The organism is Acidisoma sp. PAMC 29798 (assembly GCF_030252425.1).
Taxonomy (GTDB): Bacteria; Pseudomonadota; Alphaproteobacteria; order Acetobacterales; family Acetobacteraceae; genus Acidisoma; species Acidisoma cladoniae.
In genome coordinates, this window is record NZ_CP126994.1 from 3,148,383 (window position 1) to 3,167,886 (window position 19,504).

17 protein-coding genes are annotated in these 19,504 nt (G+C 64.5%); 7 read left to right on the forward strand and 10 right to left on the reverse strand.

Features of this window, described 5'->3' with window-relative positions:
* Positions 1-201: 201 nt before the first annotated feature.
* Positions 202-957: a prepilin peptidase gene (locus tag QP803_RS15190; protein ID WP_284944319.1), complete on the forward strand. Its 756-nt coding sequence runs from the start codon at positions 202-204 to the stop codon at positions 955-957.
* 22 nt (positions 958-979) lie between these two features.
* Here QP803_RS15190 and QP803_RS15195 read toward each other — a convergent pair whose 3' ends face one another.
* Together QP803_RS15195 and ligD are read right to left on the reverse strand one after the other, a co-directional pair.
* Positions 980-2,701, reverse strand: a complete 1,722-nt coding sequence (locus QP803_RS15195; protein ID WP_434082854.1) for an ABC transporter ATP-binding protein — start codon at positions 2,699-2,701, stop codon at positions 980-982.
* Between the two features lie 50 nt (positions 2,702-2,751).
* Positions 2,752-5,376 carry a DNA ligase D gene (gene ligD / locus QP803_RS15200; protein ID WP_284944320.1) on the reverse strand — a complete coding sequence of 875 codons (2,625 nt, stop codon included), beginning with the start codon at positions 5,374-5,376 and terminating at the stop codon, positions 2,752-2,754.
* 150 nt (positions 5,377-5,526) lie between these two features.
* On the opposite strand from ligD, the gene QP803_RS15205 reads away from it, so the two are divergent.
* The 3 genes from QP803_RS15205 to QP803_RS15215 all read left to right on the forward strand — a co-directional run bounded on the left by QP803_RS15205 (position 5,527) and on the right by QP803_RS15215 (position 8,539).
* Positions 5,527-6,750: an ABC transporter substrate-binding protein gene (locus tag QP803_RS15205; RefSeq protein ID WP_284944321.1), complete on the forward strand. Its 1,224-nt coding sequence runs from the start codon at positions 5,527-5,529 to the stop codon at positions 6,748-6,750.
* Between the two features lie 76 nt (positions 6,751-6,826).
* Complete coding sequence (locus QP803_RS15210) at positions 6,827-7,630, forward strand: NAD-dependent protein deacetylase (protein WP_284944322.1); 804 nt, start codon at positions 6,827-6,829, stop codon at positions 7,628-7,630.
* 18 nt (positions 7,631-7,648) lie between these two features.
* Entirely contained in the window at positions 7,649-8,539 is an 891-nt protein-coding gene (locus QP803_RS15215) for an isocitrate lyase/PEP mutase family protein (protein ID WP_284944323.1), read from the forward strand.
* 119 nt (positions 8,540-8,658) lie between these two features.
* On the opposite strand, the gene QP803_RS15220 is transcribed toward QP803_RS15215, so the two are convergent.
* Positions 8,659-8,883: a hypothetical protein gene (locus QP803_RS15220; RefSeq protein WP_284944324.1), complete on the reverse strand. Its 225-nt coding sequence runs from the start codon at positions 8,881-8,883 to the stop codon at positions 8,659-8,661.
* Positions 8,880-9,623, reverse strand: a complete 744-nt coding sequence (locus QP803_RS15225; RefSeq protein WP_284944325.1) for a COG4280 domain-containing protein — start codon at positions 9,621-9,623, stop codon at positions 8,880-8,882. Before QP803_RS15225 ends, QP803_RS15220 begins: the two co-directional genes overlap by 4 nt.
* 84 nt (positions 9,624-9,707) lie before the next feature.
* Between QP803_RS15225 and QP803_RS15230 the strand changes: the two genes are divergently transcribed.
* On the forward strand, positions 9,708-11,084 hold the full coding sequence (locus QP803_RS15230) for a short-chain fatty acid transporter (protein WP_284944326.1): 1,377 nt from the start codon (positions 9,708-9,710) through the stop codon (positions 11,082-11,084).
* Here the strand turns inward: QP803_RS15230 and QP803_RS15235 are convergent.
* The 3 genes from QP803_RS15235 to QP803_RS15245 are packed head-to-tail and all read right to left on the reverse strand — an operon-like array spanning position 11,081 to position 13,720.
* Positions 11,081-11,947 (reverse strand): GNAT family N-acetyltransferase, encoded by an 867-nt coding sequence (locus tag QP803_RS15235; RefSeq protein ID WP_284944327.1) that lies wholly within the window; start codon positions 11,945-11,947, stop codon positions 11,081-11,083. The two genes, QP803_RS15230 and QP803_RS15235, sit on opposite strands and share 4 nt — an antisense overlap.
* On the reverse strand, positions 11,916-13,310 hold the full coding sequence (locus QP803_RS15240; protein WP_284944328.1) for an O-antigen ligase family protein: 1,395 nt from the start codon (positions 13,308-13,310) through the stop codon (positions 11,916-11,918). The genes QP803_RS15235 and QP803_RS15240 overlap by 32 nt, the downstream gene beginning before the upstream one ends.
* 44 nt (positions 13,311-13,354) lie before the next feature.
* A complete protein-coding gene (locus tag QP803_RS15245; RefSeq protein WP_284944329.1) occupies positions 13,355-13,720 on the reverse strand; it encodes a DUF6481 family protein in 366 nt (121 codons plus the stop codon).
* Between the two features lie 238 nt (positions 13,721-13,958).
* Between QP803_RS15245 and QP803_RS15250 the strand changes: the two genes are divergently transcribed.
* Both QP803_RS15250 and QP803_RS15255 read left to right on the forward strand, forming a co-directional pair.
* Positions 13,959-14,165, forward strand: a complete 207-nt coding sequence (locus tag QP803_RS15250) for a cold-shock protein (protein WP_284944330.1) — start codon at positions 13,959-13,961, stop codon at positions 14,163-14,165.
* Positions 14,166-14,279: 114 nt separating this feature from the next.
* Positions 14,280-14,603, forward strand: coding sequence for a hypothetical protein (locus QP803_RS15255; protein ID WP_284944331.1), 324 nt, complete (start codon positions 14,280-14,282; stop codon positions 14,601-14,603).
* Positions 14,604-14,656: 53 nt separating this feature from the next.
* Here QP803_RS15255 and QP803_RS15260 read toward each other — a convergent pair whose 3' ends face one another.
* The 3 genes from QP803_RS15260 to QP803_RS15270 all read right to left on the reverse strand — a co-directional run bounded on the left by QP803_RS15260 (position 14,657) and on the right by QP803_RS15270 (position 19,445).
* Positions 14,657-14,995, reverse strand: coding sequence for a type II toxin-antitoxin system RelE/ParE family toxin (locus tag QP803_RS15260; protein WP_284944332.1), 339 nt, complete (start codon positions 14,993-14,995; stop codon positions 14,657-14,659).
* Between the two features lie 197 nt (positions 14,996-15,192).
* Positions 15,193-16,077 carry a response regulator transcription factor gene (locus tag QP803_RS15265; protein ID WP_284944333.1) on the reverse strand — a complete coding sequence of 295 codons (885 nt, stop codon included), beginning with the start codon at positions 16,075-16,077 and terminating at the stop codon, positions 15,193-15,195.
* Positions 16,074-19,445, reverse strand: coding sequence for a hybrid sensor histidine kinase/response regulator (locus QP803_RS15270; RefSeq protein WP_284944334.1), 3,372 nt, complete (start codon positions 19,443-19,445; stop codon positions 16,074-16,076). The genes QP803_RS15265 and QP803_RS15270 overlap by 4 nt, the downstream gene beginning before the upstream one ends.
* Between the last annotated feature and the right edge of the window lie 59 nt (positions 19,446-19,504).

Below are 19,504 nucleotides of genomic sequence, written 5' to 3' on the forward strand. Positions count from 1 at the left end.
CGTTGTCATCGAGGTTACGATTTGATGAAACCGCAGTGTACGTGAGAACTGTTCGCAACTCCGCTGCCGATAAATCTGTACGATCACGCACCGTATTGCCCGCGCTTTCAAGCACCGAGCCGAGTCAACCACGGTCTTAAAATGTTCACACACGAAAGGGGTGAATGGCCTCCGCAATGATATTCGGCTAGAGGCAGCGTCGTGATCGCAGGTTCAACCGTCTGGCTTTATCCTCTGCTTACCGCGCCGGTCGTCGGTAGTTTTCTCGGTGTTCTCATCCGTCGGCTGCCGCAGCGGCTGCCGATCGCGCTGGACCGCTCACGCTGCGATCATTGCGGTCATACGCTCAGGCCATTCGATCTCATCCCGCTCATCAGCTACGTCGCTTTGGGCGGGAAATGCCGCTTCTGCGGCGCGCCAATCGGGGCGTTCCATGTCGTAATTGAGATTGCCGCCGTCGCTATCGCCGCGACGGCAATCTGGTCCAGCGGTGATCCGGCCGCCATCTGGTGTGGCTGCATCCTCGGCTGGGCGCTTCTGGCACTAGCCTGGATCGACTGGCAGCATATGATCCTGCCGGATGCGCTGACCCTGCCATTGGTCGTGCTGGGGCTTGGCGCCACCTGGTGGCTGGATCCGGGCGCCATCGCGGATCATGGCATCGCAGCCGCCTTCGGCTACCTGGCGCTACGCGGCCTCGCCATCCTGTATCGTCGCCTTCGGGGGCGGGACGGGCTGGGCGAGGGCGACGCCAAGCTCCTGGCTGCAGCGGGCGCCTGGGTGGGCCTGGCGTCGCTGTCCTACGTCCTGGTCGGCGGCGCGTTGCTGACCTTGGCGGCGGTCACCGCCAAGTCCGTATGGACACGTCAGCCGATCAGGTCATCGACGCGCCTTCCCCTTGGCACAGGGCTATGCTTGGCCTTGTGGATCGTCTGGCTCTACGCGCGCATCGCTTGACGATTGAGCAAGGATCGCGGGCTCAAACCCCGAATTGCACGTCATACAAGCGGCGATAGGCACCGTCTGCCGCGATCAGCGCATCATGCCGCCCCTGCTCGATCACGCCGTGATTGCCGACCACCACGATGCGGTCTGCATTGCGGATCGTGGCCAGGCGGTGAGCGATCACGAGGCTGGTGCGCCCCGTCGCCAGTTCCGACAGCGACTGTTGAATGGCCCGCTCGGTTTCGCTGTCGAGCGCACTGGTCGCCTCATCCAGAATCAGGATGGGCGGGTTCTTCAGAAACATGCGGGCGATGGCGATGCGTTGCCTCTGACCGCCTGACAGCTTCACGCCACGCTCACCGATAAGCGTATCCAAACCGTCAGGCAGATCCGCGATCATTCCACCCAGACGCGCGCGATCCGCCGCCGCGACAATGTCATCCTCGCTCGCGCCCAAGCGGCCATAGGCAATATTCTCCCGCAAAGTGCCGCCGAACATGAACACGTCCTGCTGAACCACGCCGATCTGTTGGCGGAGCGAAGCGAGCGTCATCGATCCGATGTCGATACCATCGATGGTAATCCGGCCCTGCTGGATATCGTAGAAGCGCGGCAGCAGCGCACAGAGCGTGCTTTTCCCCGCGCCCGAGGGTCCGACGAAAGCCACGGTTTCACCGGCCGCAATACGCAGACTGACATCGCGGAGCACCGGCCGCCGCGCATCATAGCCGAAGGTCACATGGTCATAGACAATCGCCCCGGCGAGCGGCGGTGCCGGGCGCGCATCGGGGCGATCTTCCAACATCGGCTTGGTATCGATGAGATCGCAATACCGCCGAAATCCCGCGATGCCTTTGGGGTAGGTCTCCAGCACGGCGCTGATCTTATCGACGGGTCGAAAGAACACGCCGACCAGCAGAAGAAAACCCACGAAGCCGCCCGGCGTCAGCGTGCCATGCAGAACGAAATAGGTGCCTGCGACCATGACGATCATCTGCGTCGACCGCATCGACAGATAGGTCATGGCGGTGCTCGCCGCCATCATGCGGTAGCCCTGCTGCTTGGTCTGGCGGTAGGATTCATTGTCGCGCGCGAACAGCCGTCGCTCATGCGCTTCATTGGCGAAAGCCTGAACCACCCGCATACCGCCGATGTTTTCTTCAACACGAGCGTTGAAGACACCGATACCCTCGAAGATCGCCCGAAAGTTTTGCGTGAGGCGATTGCCATAGGTGGTGGCAACAAGAAGGATCGGCGGCACGACAAGAACCGTCAGTACGGCGAGATCGACGTTGATGGTGAACATCACCGCGAAGGCACCGAGGAAGGTCATCACCGCAATGAACAGATCCTCGGGACCATGATGGGCGACCTCACCAATATCCTCGAGGTCCTTAGTCACGCGCCCGATGAGATGGCCGGTCTTCTGCTCGTCATAGAAGGAGAAGGACAGACGCTGAAGATGATCGAAGGCGCGGCGGCGCATTTCGGTTTCCAAGGCGATGCCGAGCACATGTCCCCAATAGGTCACCACGGCCATCAGGCCGGTATTGATAAGGTAAAGTACGACAAGGCCGGCGGCGCAAGCGGCGATAATCCGCCAATCATGCCCAGGAAGCAGACGATCGACGAAGACGCTGACAGCGATCGGGAAGGCCAGTTCCAACAATCCCGACAAGACGGCACATCCGAAATCGAGGATGAACAAGCGGCGATGTGGGCGATAATAGCTTGCGAAGCGACGGATCAAGGACATGCCGACCGGCTCTAGCAGGCCGCTGTCAGATGGTCGATACCGCGAACCGCCTAGGCGCTGAGACGCTTGATCGCCTCCGCGAGCGGCTGCTCGGCGTCAAAATACTCGTCCCAGGCCTTGGTCTTGGCCAGCAGGTCGGGCACGCTGCGGATGGTGTAGTCCAGCGGGTCCAGACCGTCCTTCACTTGGCCCCAGGTCAGCGGCATCGACACCGGGGCGCCGGCCCGGCCGCGCGGCGACAACGGCGCCACGGCCGTCGCCATCCGGTCGTTACGCAGGTAGTCCAGAAAAATGCGCCCGGTGCGCAGCTTCTTGGCCATGTTGATGACGTAGCGATCGGGCGCGGCTTCGGCCATGACCTGGCAAATTGCCCGCGCAAAGGCCTTCGTCTCGGGCCAGCTCGGGTTGCCCTGCTTCTTGCGCGCCAAGGGCGTCACGACATGCAACCCCTTGCCGCCCGTCGTCTTGCAGAAACTGACGAGGCCGATCTGGGCCAGAAGGTCACGCACTTCCTTCGCGGCCGCGATGACGGTCGGGAAGTCCACGTCAGGTCCGGGATCAAGATCGAAGACCAGGCGGCCCGGGACCTCGTAATGGAAGGGATCGTTGTTCCAGGGATGCAGCTCCAGCGCGCCGGTCTGCGCGACCGCCGCCAGACCCTCGACCCGATCGATTTCGATATACGGCTTCCGGTCGCCGCTCACGGTGACCAGTTCCAGCAGATTGGAGGAGCCTGGCATCGCGTGGCGCTGGAAGAAGGTCTCCCCGCCAAACCCATCGGGCGCGCGGATGATCGAACACGGCCGCCCCTTGAGGTGCCGGATCAACCACGGGCCGACGGCTTCGTAATAGCGGGCAAGGTCGAGCTTGGTGACCGGCGTGCCGTCGCCGCCGGCCTCCGGCCACAGGACCTTGTCGGGCCGGGAGATCGTCACGCCCATGACGGCGGCGCTGCCCTCGCTCTTTGGAGCGGGCGCCTTTGCGGCCTTTTTGGCCGGTGGTGCGGCGAGTTCGGTCGTTGCCGCCGGAGCCGGCTCTTCGGCCTCGACCTCAGCGGCGGGCTTGTCGTCCCGCAGACCCTTGAAGGCCGCTTGGCGAACCATGCCCGAGCCAGTCCAGCCCGCGAACTCAATCTCCGCCACCAATTCCGGCCGAACCCAATGGATGTTGGGGGCCGATTTTGGCGCGCCTGGCCCGGTGAAGGGGCTCGTGTCGCTGCCGACCGCCTTCAGGCGCTTGATGAGACTGTCGAGCTTGGCGCCGCCGAAGCCGGTGCCGACGCGCCCGACATGGATGAAGTGCGACCCCCGATGCACACCCACGATCAGGGATCGGAACCGGCCACCCGTATCGGCCCAGGCGCCGATCACCACTTCATGGCCGGCGCGGCACTTCGCTTTGGTCCAGCTTTCGCTCCGCCCTGAGTGATACGGCGCATCCGTCCGCTTGGAGACGATGCCTTCCAGCGACAGCTTGCAGGCCGATAGCAGCACGGCATCGCCGCCCGTCTCGAAATGATCGACATAGCGGAGCAGCGGGCCGCCCTGATTCGGAAGCGCCACCATAACGCTTTGCAACCGGCTTTTGCGTTCGGTCAGGGGCAGCGGGCGCAGATCCTCCCCCGCCGCGAACAGAAGGTCGAAGACGAAGAAGACCAGGTTCGCCGTATCGCCCTCCGACAGCGCCGCCTGCAAGGCCGCGAAATCCGGCGCGCCATTGCTGTCGAGGGCCACAATCTCCCCATCGATGATCGTGTCGGGCAGGTCTTTGCAGGCGGCCGCGACATGCGAAAACTTCGCCGTCCAGTCCAACCCCTTCCGCGTGCGCAGCACGGTTTCGCCGCCGGCGGTGCGTGCCTGAACGCGGTAGCCATCGAACTTGATCTCATGCACCCAGCCCGGCCCATTCTCAGGCCGATCAACGGACTGGCAGAGCTGTGGGTCGATGAAGTCTGGCATAGCTGCCGGCTTCGCCTTGGGCGTCTTTTTCCGCGCGGCACGCAAATCGGGCGCCAGCCCGACATTGGAATCCCAAACCGCGTCCTTGGTGACGCCAGCGGGCGCATCCGGCACCATGAACGGTTTGGGGGCTTTGCCCGTCCCGGCCTCGATCTCGGCCATCGCCCGACCGGAGGCGACCGAGCGGTCTTCGGCCAGCAACGCATCCGCGTCGCCCTCATGGGCGTGCTCATCCCGATGCTTGATCAACAGCCAATTGACCCGCTTGCCGCTCCAGTTCTTCATCCGCACCAGCACCCAACTGCCATGCAGATGCTCGCCCTCCAGCGTGAACTTGAGGTCGCCGGAGTCGAGCCCGGCCTCGGCCGTCATGCCCTGGGGCGCCCAGTAGCCGCGGTCCCAAAGCTGGACCGTGCCGCCACCATACTGGCCCTTGGGAATTGTGCCCTCGAAGTCCCCGTAGTCGAGCGGATGGTCCTCAACCTCGACCGCCAGGCGCTTATCATGGGGGTCGAGGGACGGGCCTTTGGCCACCGCCCAGGACTTGAAGACCCCATCCAACTCTAGGCGCAGGTCGTAGTGGAGCCGCGTCGCGGCATGCTTCTGCACCACGAAGCGCAGGCGCGACCCTTGCCGAAGCGGCATATCGCCGCTCGGCTCGTTTGTCAGCGTGAAATCCCGCTTGGCTTGATAGGCTGAGAGCTTACGTGTCGCCACCATGACCTCCCGGACGCTCATGTCATGTGGTGGCAACCTGACCCGCAACAACCGACTCTTCCGCACAACGGCACGTCAATTGCTAGTGCAATGATGAACCAGTGGGTCGGCCCCGCGCCGGCCTTGGGCACAAGCAGACAGGAGCGTTGCATGCGGATACGAGGCAGGCTGCGGGCGACCCTCATGGGCGCTTTGTCGGCAGCGATGGCGGCAACGGCCTGGCCAGCCCAGGGGCAGGCTGCGGGCAATGACATCGTCGTCGGCTTCGCGGTGGCGCTGTCCGGCGGACTGAACAGCGTGGATGGCGACGCCACCAAGATGGCGCAGCTCTGGATCGACCAGACCAATGCCCACGGCGGCTTGCTCGGTCGGCAGATCAAGTCTGTCTACGCGGACACCAAGACCGACCGCGTGGAGGGTGCCCGCGCTGGGCTGAAGGTTCTGGGGGAAGGCGCTCAGCTTGTTTTCGTGACCGCTGACTACGACTACGGCGCCCCGGCCGCGTTGCAGGCGCAAAAGGCGGGCAAGATGTCGGTCTTCCTGGGCGCCTCCGATGCCAAGGCCGGCGTGATCGGCGTCGGGCCCTATTCCTTCACCGCCGAGAAGGTGGCGCAGCTTGAAGGCGCCATGATGGCCGAGTGGGGCTACGAGAAGAAGGGCTATCGCCGCGCCTATGTGCTGGAAGACAGCTCGATCGAATATGACAAGTCAACCTGCGCGGGATTTCAATGGGCCTTCCCAAAGGAAGGCGGCACCATCATCGGTACCGATACGTTCAAGAACGACGATCCTTCCATCAGTTCGCAGGTCACGCGCATTAGCAATGCTGTGCGCGACCACAAGGTGGATGCGCTGATGCTCTGCACCTATAATCCGGGCGGATCGAGCGCGATTCGCCAAATTCGCGATGGCGGCGTCACCTTGCCGATCCTGAGTGGCTCTTCCATGGACGGCACTTATTGGATCGACGCCGTGCCGGGGCTCAAGGATTTCTATCTGCCGGTGGAGGCCGTCGTCTCGGGTGATCCGCGCCCGGCCGTGCAGCAGTTGACGGCGGAATACGCAGCGAAATACGGCAAGGCGCCGAGTTCCCAATATGCCTATCCGATCTATGCCTGGCTGCAGCTTTGGGCCAAGGCCGTGACCACCGCTGGCACCACCGATGCGAAAGCCGTGTCGGCGATCATGCAGACCTATACCGATCAGCCGACGGTATTAGGTCCGCGCAGCTTCACGCCCCGGATGCATATCCAGACCAATATTCCCATGACGATCGTGGATATCGCCGGCGGCAAGCAGATCGCCATCACCCAATGGCAGGTCAAAGCGCCCATTCCGCTGGCTGTGATCTATCGGTTGAAAAAGGCGCCCTGAGAGCCGAAACGTGTGACCCATCGAGGCGGTAGCGACTGGTGGCGCGGCGGCGCCATCAACGCTATCTACGGCAACGATGGGTAACTCCGAACTCGAGGATTTCGTCGGCCGCCACCGGCGTCTGTTCATTCTCACCGGCGCTGGATGCAGCACCGGTTCGGGCATACCCGACTACCGCGATGCCGATGGCCACTGGAAGCGTCCGCAGCCGGTCATGTTCCAGGCCTTCATGGGCAGCCCTGCAACGCGCCAACGCTATTGGGCGCGCAGTCTTGTCGGGTGGCAGCATTTCGGCGGCGCGGTGCCGAACGAGACGCATCGGGCCCTCGCGCGGCTGGAAGAGGCAGGCAAAAGCGAATTGCTGGTGACGCAGAATGTGGACCGCCTGCATCAGGCCGCCGGGAGCATCGGTGTGGTCGATCTGCACGGAACCCTCGACCGCGTGCGCTGCATGGGCTGTGAGCGCAGGACGCCGCGTGAGGCGCTGCAGATGCAGTTGCTGCGGCTCAATCCGGGCTGGATCGACAGCGAGGCCGCTCGCGCGCCGGATGGCGATGCCGATCTGATCCACACCGACTTCTCGTCCTTCATCGTGCCGCCATGCGGGGAATGCGGCGGCATCTTGAAACCAGACGTCGTGTTCTTTGGCGAGAGCGTGCCGATGGACCGCGTCATTGCGGCGAGCCACGCGCTCAAGGCAGCCGACGCCATGCTCGTCGTCGGCTCGTCCCTGATGGTCTATTCCGGTTTTCGCTTCGTGCAAGCGGCGGTTCAGGCCGGAAAGCCCGTCGCCGTCGTCAACCTCGGACGCACGCGGGCGGATGCGATCCTGACGCTGAAAGTCGAACAGCCCTGCGCGGATGCGCTTGCCTTTCTGTGAACCCAAGGAGAAATCATCATGGTCAAGCGTAGCCTTCGCACCGCCCTCGAAGCCGACGAATTTATCGCAGCGCCTGGCATCCAGGACATGATCACGGCCGTGATCAGCAATGATGTCGGGTTCGATTTCGTCTATGCGACCGGCTACTGGCTGACGGCATCGGCCTATGGGCTGCCCGATGCCGGCATCGCGACCTATAGCCAGATGCTCGACCGTGTCACCACGCTCACGCGCACCGTCAATGCGAGCGTCATCGCCGATGCCGATACCGGCTATGGCGGCCTGCTCAACGTGCATCATACCGTGCGTGGGTATGAGGAAGCGGGCGTATCGGCGATCCAGATCGAGGATCAGGAATTCCCCAAGAAATGCGGCCATACGCCGTTCAAGCGGCTCGTGCCGATGATCGACATGGTCGAGAAGATCAAGGTCGCTTGTGAGGCGCGGCGCAATCCCCGCGAAACGCTGATCGTCGCGCGTACCGATGTCCGCCAGAGCGAAGGGTATGAGGGCGCCCTCCGTCGTGGCCTGGCTTATGGCGAGGCCGGCGCGGACATCATCTTCCTCGAAGCACTGGAAAGCGAGGAGGAGATGCGCATGGCCGGGCGGCAGGTGACCAAGCCGCTGATGGCCAATATGGCCGATGGCGGCAAGACACCCATCCGCTCGGCCGATGAATTGAAGGCGCTCGGCCATAGCCTTGCGATCTATCCGTCATTGACCGGTTTGGCGGCAGCCCAGGCCGCGCATAATGCTTTGAGCGAATTCAAGCGGCTGGGCACCAGCGATGCCCCTTCGATTCCGCTGTTCCCCTTCAAAGCCTTTAACAGGCTGATCGGCTTCGAGGAGGTTTGGGCGTTCGAACGGCGTTGGGCGCGCGACGCACAGCGCCCGGAGTCTGAGGGCTAGTCTAGAGCACAATGGATTAAAGCCGGTTCAACGACCAAGTCTCCCGTCATGGCATGCGAAGGCATGCCATGGTGAGGGCCGAGCGATTCAGACCCAGCGCATGCCGCTCTCAGCCAGCCTCACCTCTTGCGCGCCGACCGCATCGACCCCCACACGAGAATTGCCGCGAGGCCCGCGAAGAGCACAAGCGCGGGCAACGGCGCCGCCAATCCAAGACGTGGCAGCACCAGCCAGACCATCGCCAGCCACGACACGATCGATCCGGCATAAACGCCGTCATCGACGAAGACGGACCAGATCTCGTTCCGCACCATCGTCAAACTCGCCAGCACCCGGTTGCTCATCGCACGACACCCGCAACGCTGCGGCGACACAGCGATACAGTGCCGAGTGCCACGACCAGAAAGCCGATGCCGAGTGCCACGAGCGAGACATCGCCGCCGGGCCAGACGATCGCCGCGCCCTCCCCGATCCAAAATGTCCCAAAGGCACAGAGCAAAACACCGACGATGAACTTCAGCGCGTTCTCGGGGATCATCGATACCGGCCGGCGCAATGCGAAGCCCAGCAATATGACGAGCGCCAGCGCCGCCAAGGCGCCGAGGGAGGCCGGCAGCAATAACCCGCGCCCTGCCGCGCCCACCGCGATAACGATGAAGACCACCTCGATCCCCTCGATCATCGTAATTTTAAACGCGGTCGTGACGGCGAGCGCGTCCCAGCCGACAGCCGCAGGCGCCGCGCCAAGAGTGTGCCGTTGCCGGTGATAGAGCGCATCTTCGTCGTGCAGGGCAATCACCCCCGCGCTGCGGAGAATGGCCTTCCTGAGCCACCGCATGCCGAACAGCAGCAGCAAGGCGCCGACGCCCAATTGCACCGCGTGAAGCGGAATGCGCGTCAGCAGCGGGCCGAGCACCGCCACCAACAGCAACAGGACCAACAGGCCGAGCGCACTGCCGCCCAGGGCGCTGCGCCAGCCCCGCGTGGCGCCGACCGCCAGCACGACGGTCAAGGCCTCCACGAACTCCACCAGGGAGGCGAGAAAGGCCGCAAGCACGGAAGGTCCGGCATGAAGCAGATCCACAGGCTTCGCTCTCTCCGTTAGTGCGGCGTCTATATCGCCCAATGCGGATCCTGCATAAGCCGCGCAGAACAATGGGACGATGACATGCCGACCAGCACCGCACCGCGCGCCACAGGCGGCGCGCCGCTCGCCCGCATCACCAGCGTCTTCGTCTATCTGTTCGAGCGCCTGCTGCCGGAGCCCTTCGTCTTCGCCATCCTGCTGTCGGTGATGACGGCCATCCTCGCCTTCATCTTCGCCCCCAAGAACACGGTGCCGGAGGTGCTGTCAGGTTGGTATGCCGGTATCTTCCAGATTTTCCCCTTCGCCTTTCAGATGGTGCTGATCCTGGTCACGGGCTATGCGCTGACCAGTTCGCGCCCGGTCTCGGCCGTGCTGCGGGCCCTCGCTGCCCTGCCGCGCACGCCGCGTCAGGCCGTGGCGCTGACCGTGCTGGTCGCGCTCGTCACCGTCGCACTCAACTGGGGCTTCGGCCTCGTCGCCTCCGCGATCTTCGCGCGGGAAGTGGCCAAGCGCCACAGGCTCGATTTCGCCTGGCTGCTGGCCGGGGCCTATAGCGGCTTCCTGATGTTCCCGCCGGGCCTTTCGAGTTCCATCGCCCTCGCGCAGGCGACACCCGGCTCACCGCTCAATATCACGCAGAAGCTCACCGGTCAGATCGTGCCGCTCAGCCACTCCCTGCTAGCGCCCTTCAACATCGTGCCGGTGGTCATCCTGTTCATCGTCCTGCCGTTCGTCTTCAGCCGCATGGAGCCGGCGGAATCAGATATGCAGCCGGCCGACCAAGCGCGGCTGGTAGCCGAGGATGTGCCCAAGGTGCGGGCGCCTGATGCGGGCTTGGGCGGTCTGCTCGACCGCGCCTGGATCCTCAACCTGTGTCTGGTGGTCGCGGCCTTCGGCTATCTCGGCATGCAGATGGCGCGCGGCACCTTCCATCTCGACATCAATTCGCTGATCCTGATCTTCCTCGCCCTGGGCCTACTGCTGCATTGGCGGCCGATCGCCTATGTCGAGGCGGTGAACAACGCCGCCCGCATCACCGGCCCGCTGCTGCTGCAATATCCCATCTACGGCGGCATCATGGGCATCATGACGGCCACGGGCCTTGCTGGGGTCATTGCCAAGTGGTTCATCGCCGTGGCGACGCCCGCCACGCTGCCGTTTTGGGCCTTCATATCCTCCATCATCATCAGCATCTTCGTGCCGAGTGGCGGCGGCCATTGGGCCGTGCAGGGGCCGTTCATCGTACCGGCCGCTGTGGCGCTGCATGTGAACCAGGCGGCGGCCTCCCAGGCCGTGGGCTACGGCGAGGGCGTGGCGAATATGATCCAGCCCTTCTGGGCATTGCCCCTGCTCGCCATCGCCGGCATCGGCATGCGTCGCGTGCTCGGCTTCACGGTGATTTCGTTCTTCATCTCCCTGGTGGTCTTCGGCGGGTCCCTGCTGGTGCTCGCGCGCTAAAGCCGCTTGCTGAGAAAGAACCTTTTATGCGGCGCCGGGTAATCGGCGCTCTCGCCAAAAACCGTGTAGCCGTGCGCCTCATAGAAACGCGGCGCCTGAAAGCTGAATGTATCGAGCCAGACGCCGATACAGCCGCGCACGCGCGCCTCGGCCTCCGCCATCTCCATCAGGGCGCTGCCGATGCGCTGGCCGCGCAGACTCTCCGGCACAAAGAGCAGTTCGATGAACAGCCAGTTGTAGTAGCTGCGGCCCCATAGGCCGCCAATCACCGTGCCCTCCGCATCTTCGATCAACAGCGCGAGGGGCGCGTCCGGCCCGTCACCGACGCGGGATCGATTGAAGCGCTCAAGCGCCACGGCGATCGCGTCCCGATGATGAGAGGCGGGCGCGGTGATGGTTTCGACGGCGGGATGCGCGGTCGGCGCGGCCTCGGGGTCGAGCCGCTTGCTGAGCATGAAACGTTGATGCGGCGCCGGGTAATCCGGCACGGTTCCGATCACCGAATAGCCCTTCTTCGCGTAAAAGCCCGGCGCCTGAAAACTGAAGGTGTCGAGCCAGACGCTGTGGCAGCCCCAGGCGCGCGCTTGATCCTCCGCCATGGCGAGCAGAGCCGAGCCCAGGTCCGCACCGCGCCGATCCTCCGGCACAACCAGCAACTCGATGAACAGCCAGTCGTAATAGGCGCGGCCCCAGGCGCCGCCCGCGATGGTGCCGGCAGCATCCCGGATCACGAGACACAGATCATGCTCGGGCCATCCGCCCGGCCCGGCGCGCGGATCGCTGAAGGCGATCAAGGGATCGAGAATCGCCTGCCGCTGTGCCGCGCTGGGGCTATCCGCTTGCGTTATTCGGGGTCTGGACATGCCTCAGCATCACGCGCGCGGGCGGGCGCTGCAAGACCGCCTCGGCGGCACGCTCGGCCTCCGCCCGCGCGAAAACCGCCGAGACCCAGAGGAACATGAGGCTCGCCGTCGTCGCGATCAGCGTGTTGTCGGTCGCTGAATGAGCGGCGAAGGCGAGGAACACCAGGATCATGACGGCGCGCTCCGCCCCCGCCATCGGGCGGATGCCGCGACGCAGCCAGGCCATGAGACACAGGATCAGCAACCCGAGACCGACCGCGCCGCCTTCGGCGGCAATGCGCAGATACTCGTCATGCGCCGCATTGGTGCCGATCAGGTCCCATAACAGGGTGCCAACCGGCACCAGCACCTTGCCGGCACCCAAACCCCAGCCGACCCAGGGCGAGGCCGTGAAGGCCGCTTCGTAAATCGGCCAGATCAGGGTGCGGTGGCTGAGGTCGGCTAGATCGCCATGCGATGCGAGGTGCAACAGGCGGACGAAGCCCAGCAGGGGCGCCGCTAGCACGGTGAACGCCGGGGCAACTGCGAGCAGCAGCAGGACAGGAACACGGGATCGCCAGGGCCAGCCCCGTGCGGGCACGCAGCCCACCACCAGCAGGATCATGACCGAGGCGATGCCGAGCGGCGCGCGTGCGCCGGTACCGAGGAGGATGAGGCCATTCACGCCGAGCATGGCCAGGCGCCAGAACCTTGCCCCCCTCACCTGCTCCATCAACAGGGCATAGACGCTGATGAGGGCGAAGCCCGCGAGGAAGGCGGGATGGGTTGACCCACCGAGCCGCAGGTTGCCGGCCTCGATGATGTACAGCGGCCGTAACCCCGCTGCGGCCAGGCAGAACCCGAAGCCGAGGATGAGGACGGGTGCAACAATCACGGCAGCGATGATGCGCCGTGCGCTTTGGGCGGGAAGCCTGACCCAGGAGAAGGCGAAGGGCGCAGCCGAGCCGATCAGGCTGCGTAGGCTATCGGCCACTGTCAGCCCAGGCCAAAAGCCGTGCAGCACGCCGGCCGCGAACATGGCCAGGAAGGCAAAGCCTGGGTTGAACCAGTCCAGCCGTGGCCCGTAGCGAAACAGGCAGATCGTCAAAAGGACAAGACCGGCGGCCTTGTCGAGGCCGATGATGAGCGGCATACGGCCGATCAAGTCGCCGAGCCACATCTCCGGGCAGGTCGCGATGACCGCGATCCATATCACAAGCGCGTGATCTGGGGAGCGCGCCACCAGGGCGAGACTCACCAGGATTGGGATCAGCAGCAGCGACAGCCCAAAGACGTCAGGCGCGCTCCATGCGAAGACTGCCGCGCAGGAGACGCCGGCAAAGCCCAGGATCAGCAGCCAGGGCGATACGGCGCCGGATGTCATTCCGAAGTCGTATCATGCCCTGCCGTGGATCGCGAGCCGAAGCTTTAGCGGCGGGCTTTCCGGGCGGCGTAGCGGGCATCACGGGCCGCCTTCTGCTGCGCCTTCAATTCCAGCTCGGCGGCAGCGGCCTCGATCTCGGCCTGCTTCTCGGCCTCAATCCGCGCTTCCTCTTCCTGCTTGCGGATCACAGCCGCCGCAGCCTGCCGCACCAGCTCTTCCTGCCGGAGCTTCTCGCGCTCGGTCGCGCGAATCGCGCGCGCCTCGGCGATTACCCGCCGTTCTTCCGCGAGTTTGAGGAGCCGAGGATCCTCTGCCGTCGGTCTGGCCTTGAACTTGTCAAGCGCCTCACGTTTGGCCTTCAGCGCCGCATCGCGGCGTTCGACGAAATTATTGTCCTTGAAGCCAGCCATACTCTCTTCTCTCTCGCGACAGCGACAAGCCGGGCCCTGGAATCGCCCCCCTGCACCCTCGATGGTTTTGTCCGCGCACCTCATACACCGCCTGACGCCGGGGGGAAGCTGCCTTTTGCTGTCGGGCAGGTCCGCGCCTGTTGATCGCCTGCCCCGCAGATATCTTGCAATGATGGGGTAGCCGCAGACGGAACACGGCGCTATCTGTCCTGCTCGGCAATTCTGAGAGTGATCTGTTATGGCGACTGGTACGGTTAAGTGGTTCAACCTGGACAAGGGGTATGGCTTCATTACCCCGCAGGACGGCGGCAAGGATGTCTTCCTTCATATCACTGCAGTGCAGGCCGCTGGCCTGAACAGCGTGAATGACGGTCAGAAGGTCAGCTACGACGTGATTACGGAGCGCGGCAAGCAGGCCGCTTCCAATCTGAAGAAGCTCGGCTAATGTCTTCTCGCGACCTCAGGTGAAAGCCAGAGGTCGCGAGCCCCTTCCCGCCCCGGTCACGATCGGGTGTGGCGGGCTTTCCGCCTCTCGCCCGATAACAGGAGAGACGGAACGATGATCACAAAAATATTCGCCGGTGCCCTTGCTGGCTTGGCGATGACGACGGCCGCCGCCATGGCGGAGCCCTCGCTGCCCGCATGTGACAGCGCCGAGGCGAGCACGGACGTGAATGTCGCTCTCAAGAAGACGAACGCGCCCTTCTCCATCACCGATTACGCGGGCATCACGACGGACCGGCAGTCGTCCAACGAGATCGCGTGCATGGCCATCGCCACGCTCTCGAACGGGTCGCATCGCCCGGTTGGTTACAAATTCCGCATCATGAACGGCAAGCTGCAGAGCTGGGTCGGCTTCTTCGAAATGAAGCCGGCAAAGTAGCCACGGTACGGCGGAAAAGCCCGGCGCATCCGCCTTTGACCGCTTGGGTCGCGTCACCTCCTCATAGAGAGGCGGTTCGGAATATCAGCCGTCTTATAGAAGACACCTATGATGGTGGCACGGGTAGCCACCTCATAGGCGATCCAATACGGCCCGACCTTGATCCACCGGAGACCGTATTTGGCGAGGACTGGATAGGGACTCGGGGCTAATGCCCCGGAATGTGGCGAACCTAAAATTCTGATAGACGCCTGTTCCAGAACAAGCATGAGCTTCTGCGCAGCCTCGATACGATCCAACCGTTCATAGTGCGCCAGCAGGTTGTCGAGTTGATATTCAGCCTCGGCACTAAGCGCGATCACGCCTACGCGTGACTTTCGCCTCATGCTCATCCCGGCGCGCCTTCATGCGCGCGATGCTGCTCCGAAGTCGCTCCATGAACGGTCCGAGCGGCACGGTTTCGCCCGCCTCGAGTTTCGCTTTGCCGCGCGTCAGCGAGTCCGTCCAGGTCAGAGGCGGTTGGTCGTCACTGCGATCCATGAGCCGAAGGTTAGGCCGATGAAGGTCGCATTTCCAGCAGATCTTGGTCCTACGACGAGGTCCGGATCGCGATCGCCGCCGCTGCCGCGCGGTTCTCCACCCCCAGCTTGGTGTAGATCGTCTCCAGATGCTTCTGCACCGTGCGCGGGCTGAGACCAAGAATTTCGGCGATATCGCGCGTATCCTTGCCATGGCCGACCCAGAGCAGCACCTCCGCCTCCCGCGCTGTCAGGCCCAGCCGCTCCCGCAGCCGCGACTCCTCGGTCGAGCTGCGGGTTTCCATGATGCGGAACAGCACCTCGTCCGGCGCCATGCGCCCGACATACACAAATTGCAGCAGCCGCTGCTCCCCCATCGCCGCCGCAACCTGGCCCGGCACGCGCTCGCCCGCCTCGGCGAGCCAATCGACGACCCAGGGACAGGCGACGTCCGCGCCCTCGACCTCCGCCAGCAACTCGGCCGCCTGGGGCGTCGCCCACATCAAGTCGCCGAAGGTATCGGTCGCCAGCAGGAAACGCCCGGCGGTATCGAGTGCCGCCTGGGCGCTGCGCGTGCGCCGCGCGCCCGCCAGATGCACCCGAATGCGGGCCACGACCTCAGCCAGTTGCAGCGGCTTGGTGACGTAATCGACGCCACCGGCCTCCAACCCGCGCACCACATCCTCACTATCGGTCAGGCCGGTCATGAAGACGATGGGCACGGCGGCCAGAGCCGGGCTCCGCTTCATGCGGCGACAGGCCTCGAACCCATCCATACCGGGCATGACGGCATCGATCAGGATGATGTCGGGCCGCACCCGCTGCACCACCAGCATGGCCGCCGCCGCCGATTGCGCCATGAGCACCGTATAGCCGGCGTCTTCCAAAACCTCATTGAGCACGCCCAGCGTGCCCGGCGTATCGTCCACCACCAAGACGACGTCCCGCCGGGTCACAGCGCCTCGACCCGGGCGGAGGCATCCAGCGCCGTCACGAAAGCATCCAGCCGGTAATCCGAAATCAGCGCCCGCAGCGGCTCCAAGGTCGGCACCAGCGCCGGGAATTCCTCGGCCAGGGCGTCGAGCCGCAGCCTGATCCCGCGCACATAGCCGATGGCGGCTAGTTCCCGCAGCTCATCCAATTGTTGCCGCGTCAGCGCCTCACCTACTTCAGTCGAAACCGCCACGGCGTCCATCTCCAGCCGCGTCCATTCCAGGTCGAGCAGGCGCCCGATCGTGTCCAGCAACAGATCGAGCCGCACGGGCTTCGCCATGACATCGTCATGATGTTGCCCCTCGCGCGGCGCCGCCTCCAGCTCCCGCGCATTCGCCGAGACGATGACGATCGGCGCCCGCGCGCCGCTATCCTCGCGCAGCCGTGCCGCGAGGTCCCATCCCGTCATATCCGGCATCGCAAGATCGAGCAGGAACAGGTCCGGCCGCCATTGCGCCGCCATGTCCAGGCATTCAACACCGCCCGAAGCGCCCATGACCGTGAAGCCCAAGGGCGTCAGCAGGTCGAGCATGAGCGACCGATGCGAAGGGTCGTCATCCGCGACCAGCACGGTCAGCCGGCGCCCGCGATAACCGGTAATCTCCAACGCCGGCGGGCTCGGGCGCAGCGTCTCCGGCGCTTCGGACAGCAGCAGCCGCAGACGGAAGCGGCTGCCCTCCCCTAAGACGCTGGTGGCGACAATCTCCCCGCCCATGACCTCGGTCAGCAGGCGCACGATGGTCAGGCCGAGGCCGGTCCCAGGCACCGATTGCGTATTCCCGCCGCGCTGAAACGGCTCGAAAATGCGAACGAGGTCGGACTCCGCAATGCCACGGCCGGTATCGGCGATTTCGAACTCCGTCACCTGGCGACGACAGGTCACGGTGAAGGTCACGCTGCCTTGGTTGGTGAACTTGATGGCATTGGACAGCAGGTTGATCAGCACCTGACGCATGCGGTGTTCATCGGCGTAGACCAGGCGCGGCAGCGATTCCGCCCGGTAGAACAGCGCGATGCCCTTCGTCTCGGCCTGAAGTCGCATCATCTGCACCAGATGATCGAGAAATTCCGGCAACCGGATCTCATCCCGATATAGTTCGATCCGGCCGGCCTCGATCTTGGAAATATCGAGCAGGCCGCCGATCAGCGCCGTCAGATGCTCCCCGCTGCGGCGGATGATGCGCAAGCCCTCGCGCTTGCGCGCCGGAATATCGGCATCCTTCTCCAGCAACTGCGCATAGCCGAGAATTGCATTGAGCGGGCTGCGCAGCTCGTGGCTGATGCCGATGACGTAGCGGCTTTTGGCGCGGCTTGCGGCTTCGGCGGTTTCCTTGGCGCGCTGCAAGGCGGCGTCGGTCACCTGATGGGCGCTGATTTCGTCCAGCAGCAGCGCCGTTTGTCGCCGCGTCTCCTCCTCCGCGGCGCTCCGGCTTTCCTGGGCGAGAACGGCGAGCCAGGAGACTACGCCGCCGATCACCAGCATCACCAGGAAGGTCTTCCAGAAGGCGCCGGTGGCGGCCTCATGGCTGATCGGGCCGCTGCCCACGGTCTGCGCATCGATGGCGATCAGCAGCAGGCCGGTGCCGGCGGCGAACAGGAACAGCACGCCGGTGAAGCGCGCCAATCGCACCCGCATCAGCGCCACCACCGGCGCCGGCAGGATCATGCGGAAGGGCCGGGCGATCTGCTCCGCCACGCGGCCATGCGGCTTGCAGGCATCGTGGCAGCGCGCGTCGAGCGAGCAGCACAGGGAGCAGATCGGCCCCGTATAGACCGGGCAATAGGCCATGTCCTCGGGCTCGAAATCATGTTCGCAGATGCTACAGGGAATGGTGCCGCGTGAGGCCCAGGCCGCCCGGCCCCGCCGCGCCAGATAGGTGCGACCGCCGGTCGCCCAGGCGATGGCCGGTGCCGCGACGAAGGCCACGCCGAAGGCGATGAAGGTCGAGAGCGCGCCGGCCACGGGGCCCATCAGCCCGGCATAGGCGCCGAGGGAGACGGCCGCCGCCAGCAACATGGCACCGACCCCCACCGGATTGATGTCGAATAGATGCGCCCGCTTGAACTCGATGCCCTTGGGACTGAGGTCGAGGCGTTTGTTCACCACGAGGTCCGCGACCAGGGCGCCCATCCAGCCGGCGGCGACGTCGGAATAGACCACCAGCGTATGCTGGATGGTCTTGGTCACGCCCGTCTCCATCAGCAACAAGGCGATGACGATGTTGAAGATGAGCCAAACGACGCGGCCTGGATGGCTATGCGTGAGGCGCGAGAAGAAGTTCGACCAGGCGAGCGACCCGGCATAGGCATTGGTGACGTTGATCTTGATCTGGGACACCACCACGAGGGCGCTCGTCAGGATCAGCGCGCCCATCGGCGAGGTGATGGTGCCGAAGGCGAGCCGGTACATCTGCGCCGGTTGCACCGCCTGATCGGGCAGCAAGCCGCTGCGCAACGCGGCATAGGCCAGCAACGATCCCGCGAGGAGTTTGACGATATCGATGACGATCCAGCCCGGGCCGCCGAGCAGCAGCGCCGTCCACCACTGCCGGCCGCCGATGGCCGCGCGCGGCGGCAGGAAACGGATGAAATCCACCTGCTCCGCCGTCTGGGTGATCAGCGCGAACAGGATGGACGCCGCAGCCCCGAAGGCCGTCAGGCTGAACCCGACATAGCGGCCGTTCTGGCCGGCATAGCCGACCCAGCCGCGCAACCATTCCGGATGCGTGACCAAGGCCGCGACGATCGGCACCAGATTGAGCAGGAACCAGACCGGCTGCGTCCAAAGCTGCAAGCGGCTGATGAACGTGATGCCATGCGTGACCAAGGGCACCACCACGATGGCGCAGAAGATATAGCCGAGCCATTCGGGAATGCCGAAGAAACTCTGCAGCATCGACGCCAGGATCACCGCCTCGATGCCGAAAAAGATAAAGGTGAAGGAGGCGTAGATGAGCGAGGTGATGGTCGAGCCGATGTAGCCGAAGCCGGCCCCGCGCGTCAGCAAATCGACATCGACGCCCGCCCGCGCCGCATGGGCGCAAATCGGCACGCTGATGGCGAAGATCATCACACTCACGAAGATGATCGCGGCGATGCTATTGGTGAAGCCGTAGGCGAGCGTGATGGTGCCGCCGATCGCTTCCAGCGCGAGGAAGGACACCGCGCCGAGTGCGGTGTTCGCCACCCGCAGCGGGGACCAGCGGCGCGCGCTTTTCGCCGTGAAGCGCAAGGCATAATCTTCGAGCGTCTGGTTCGCGACCCAGCGGTTGTAGTCGCGCCGGGTGCGCGTGATGCGCTGCCGGGCCAGGCGGGCCGAGCCTGTCGGCATACCGGCACTCATCCGCCTGAGGCCATGTGCTTGGTCATTCGGCGCCGATCAAACCACAC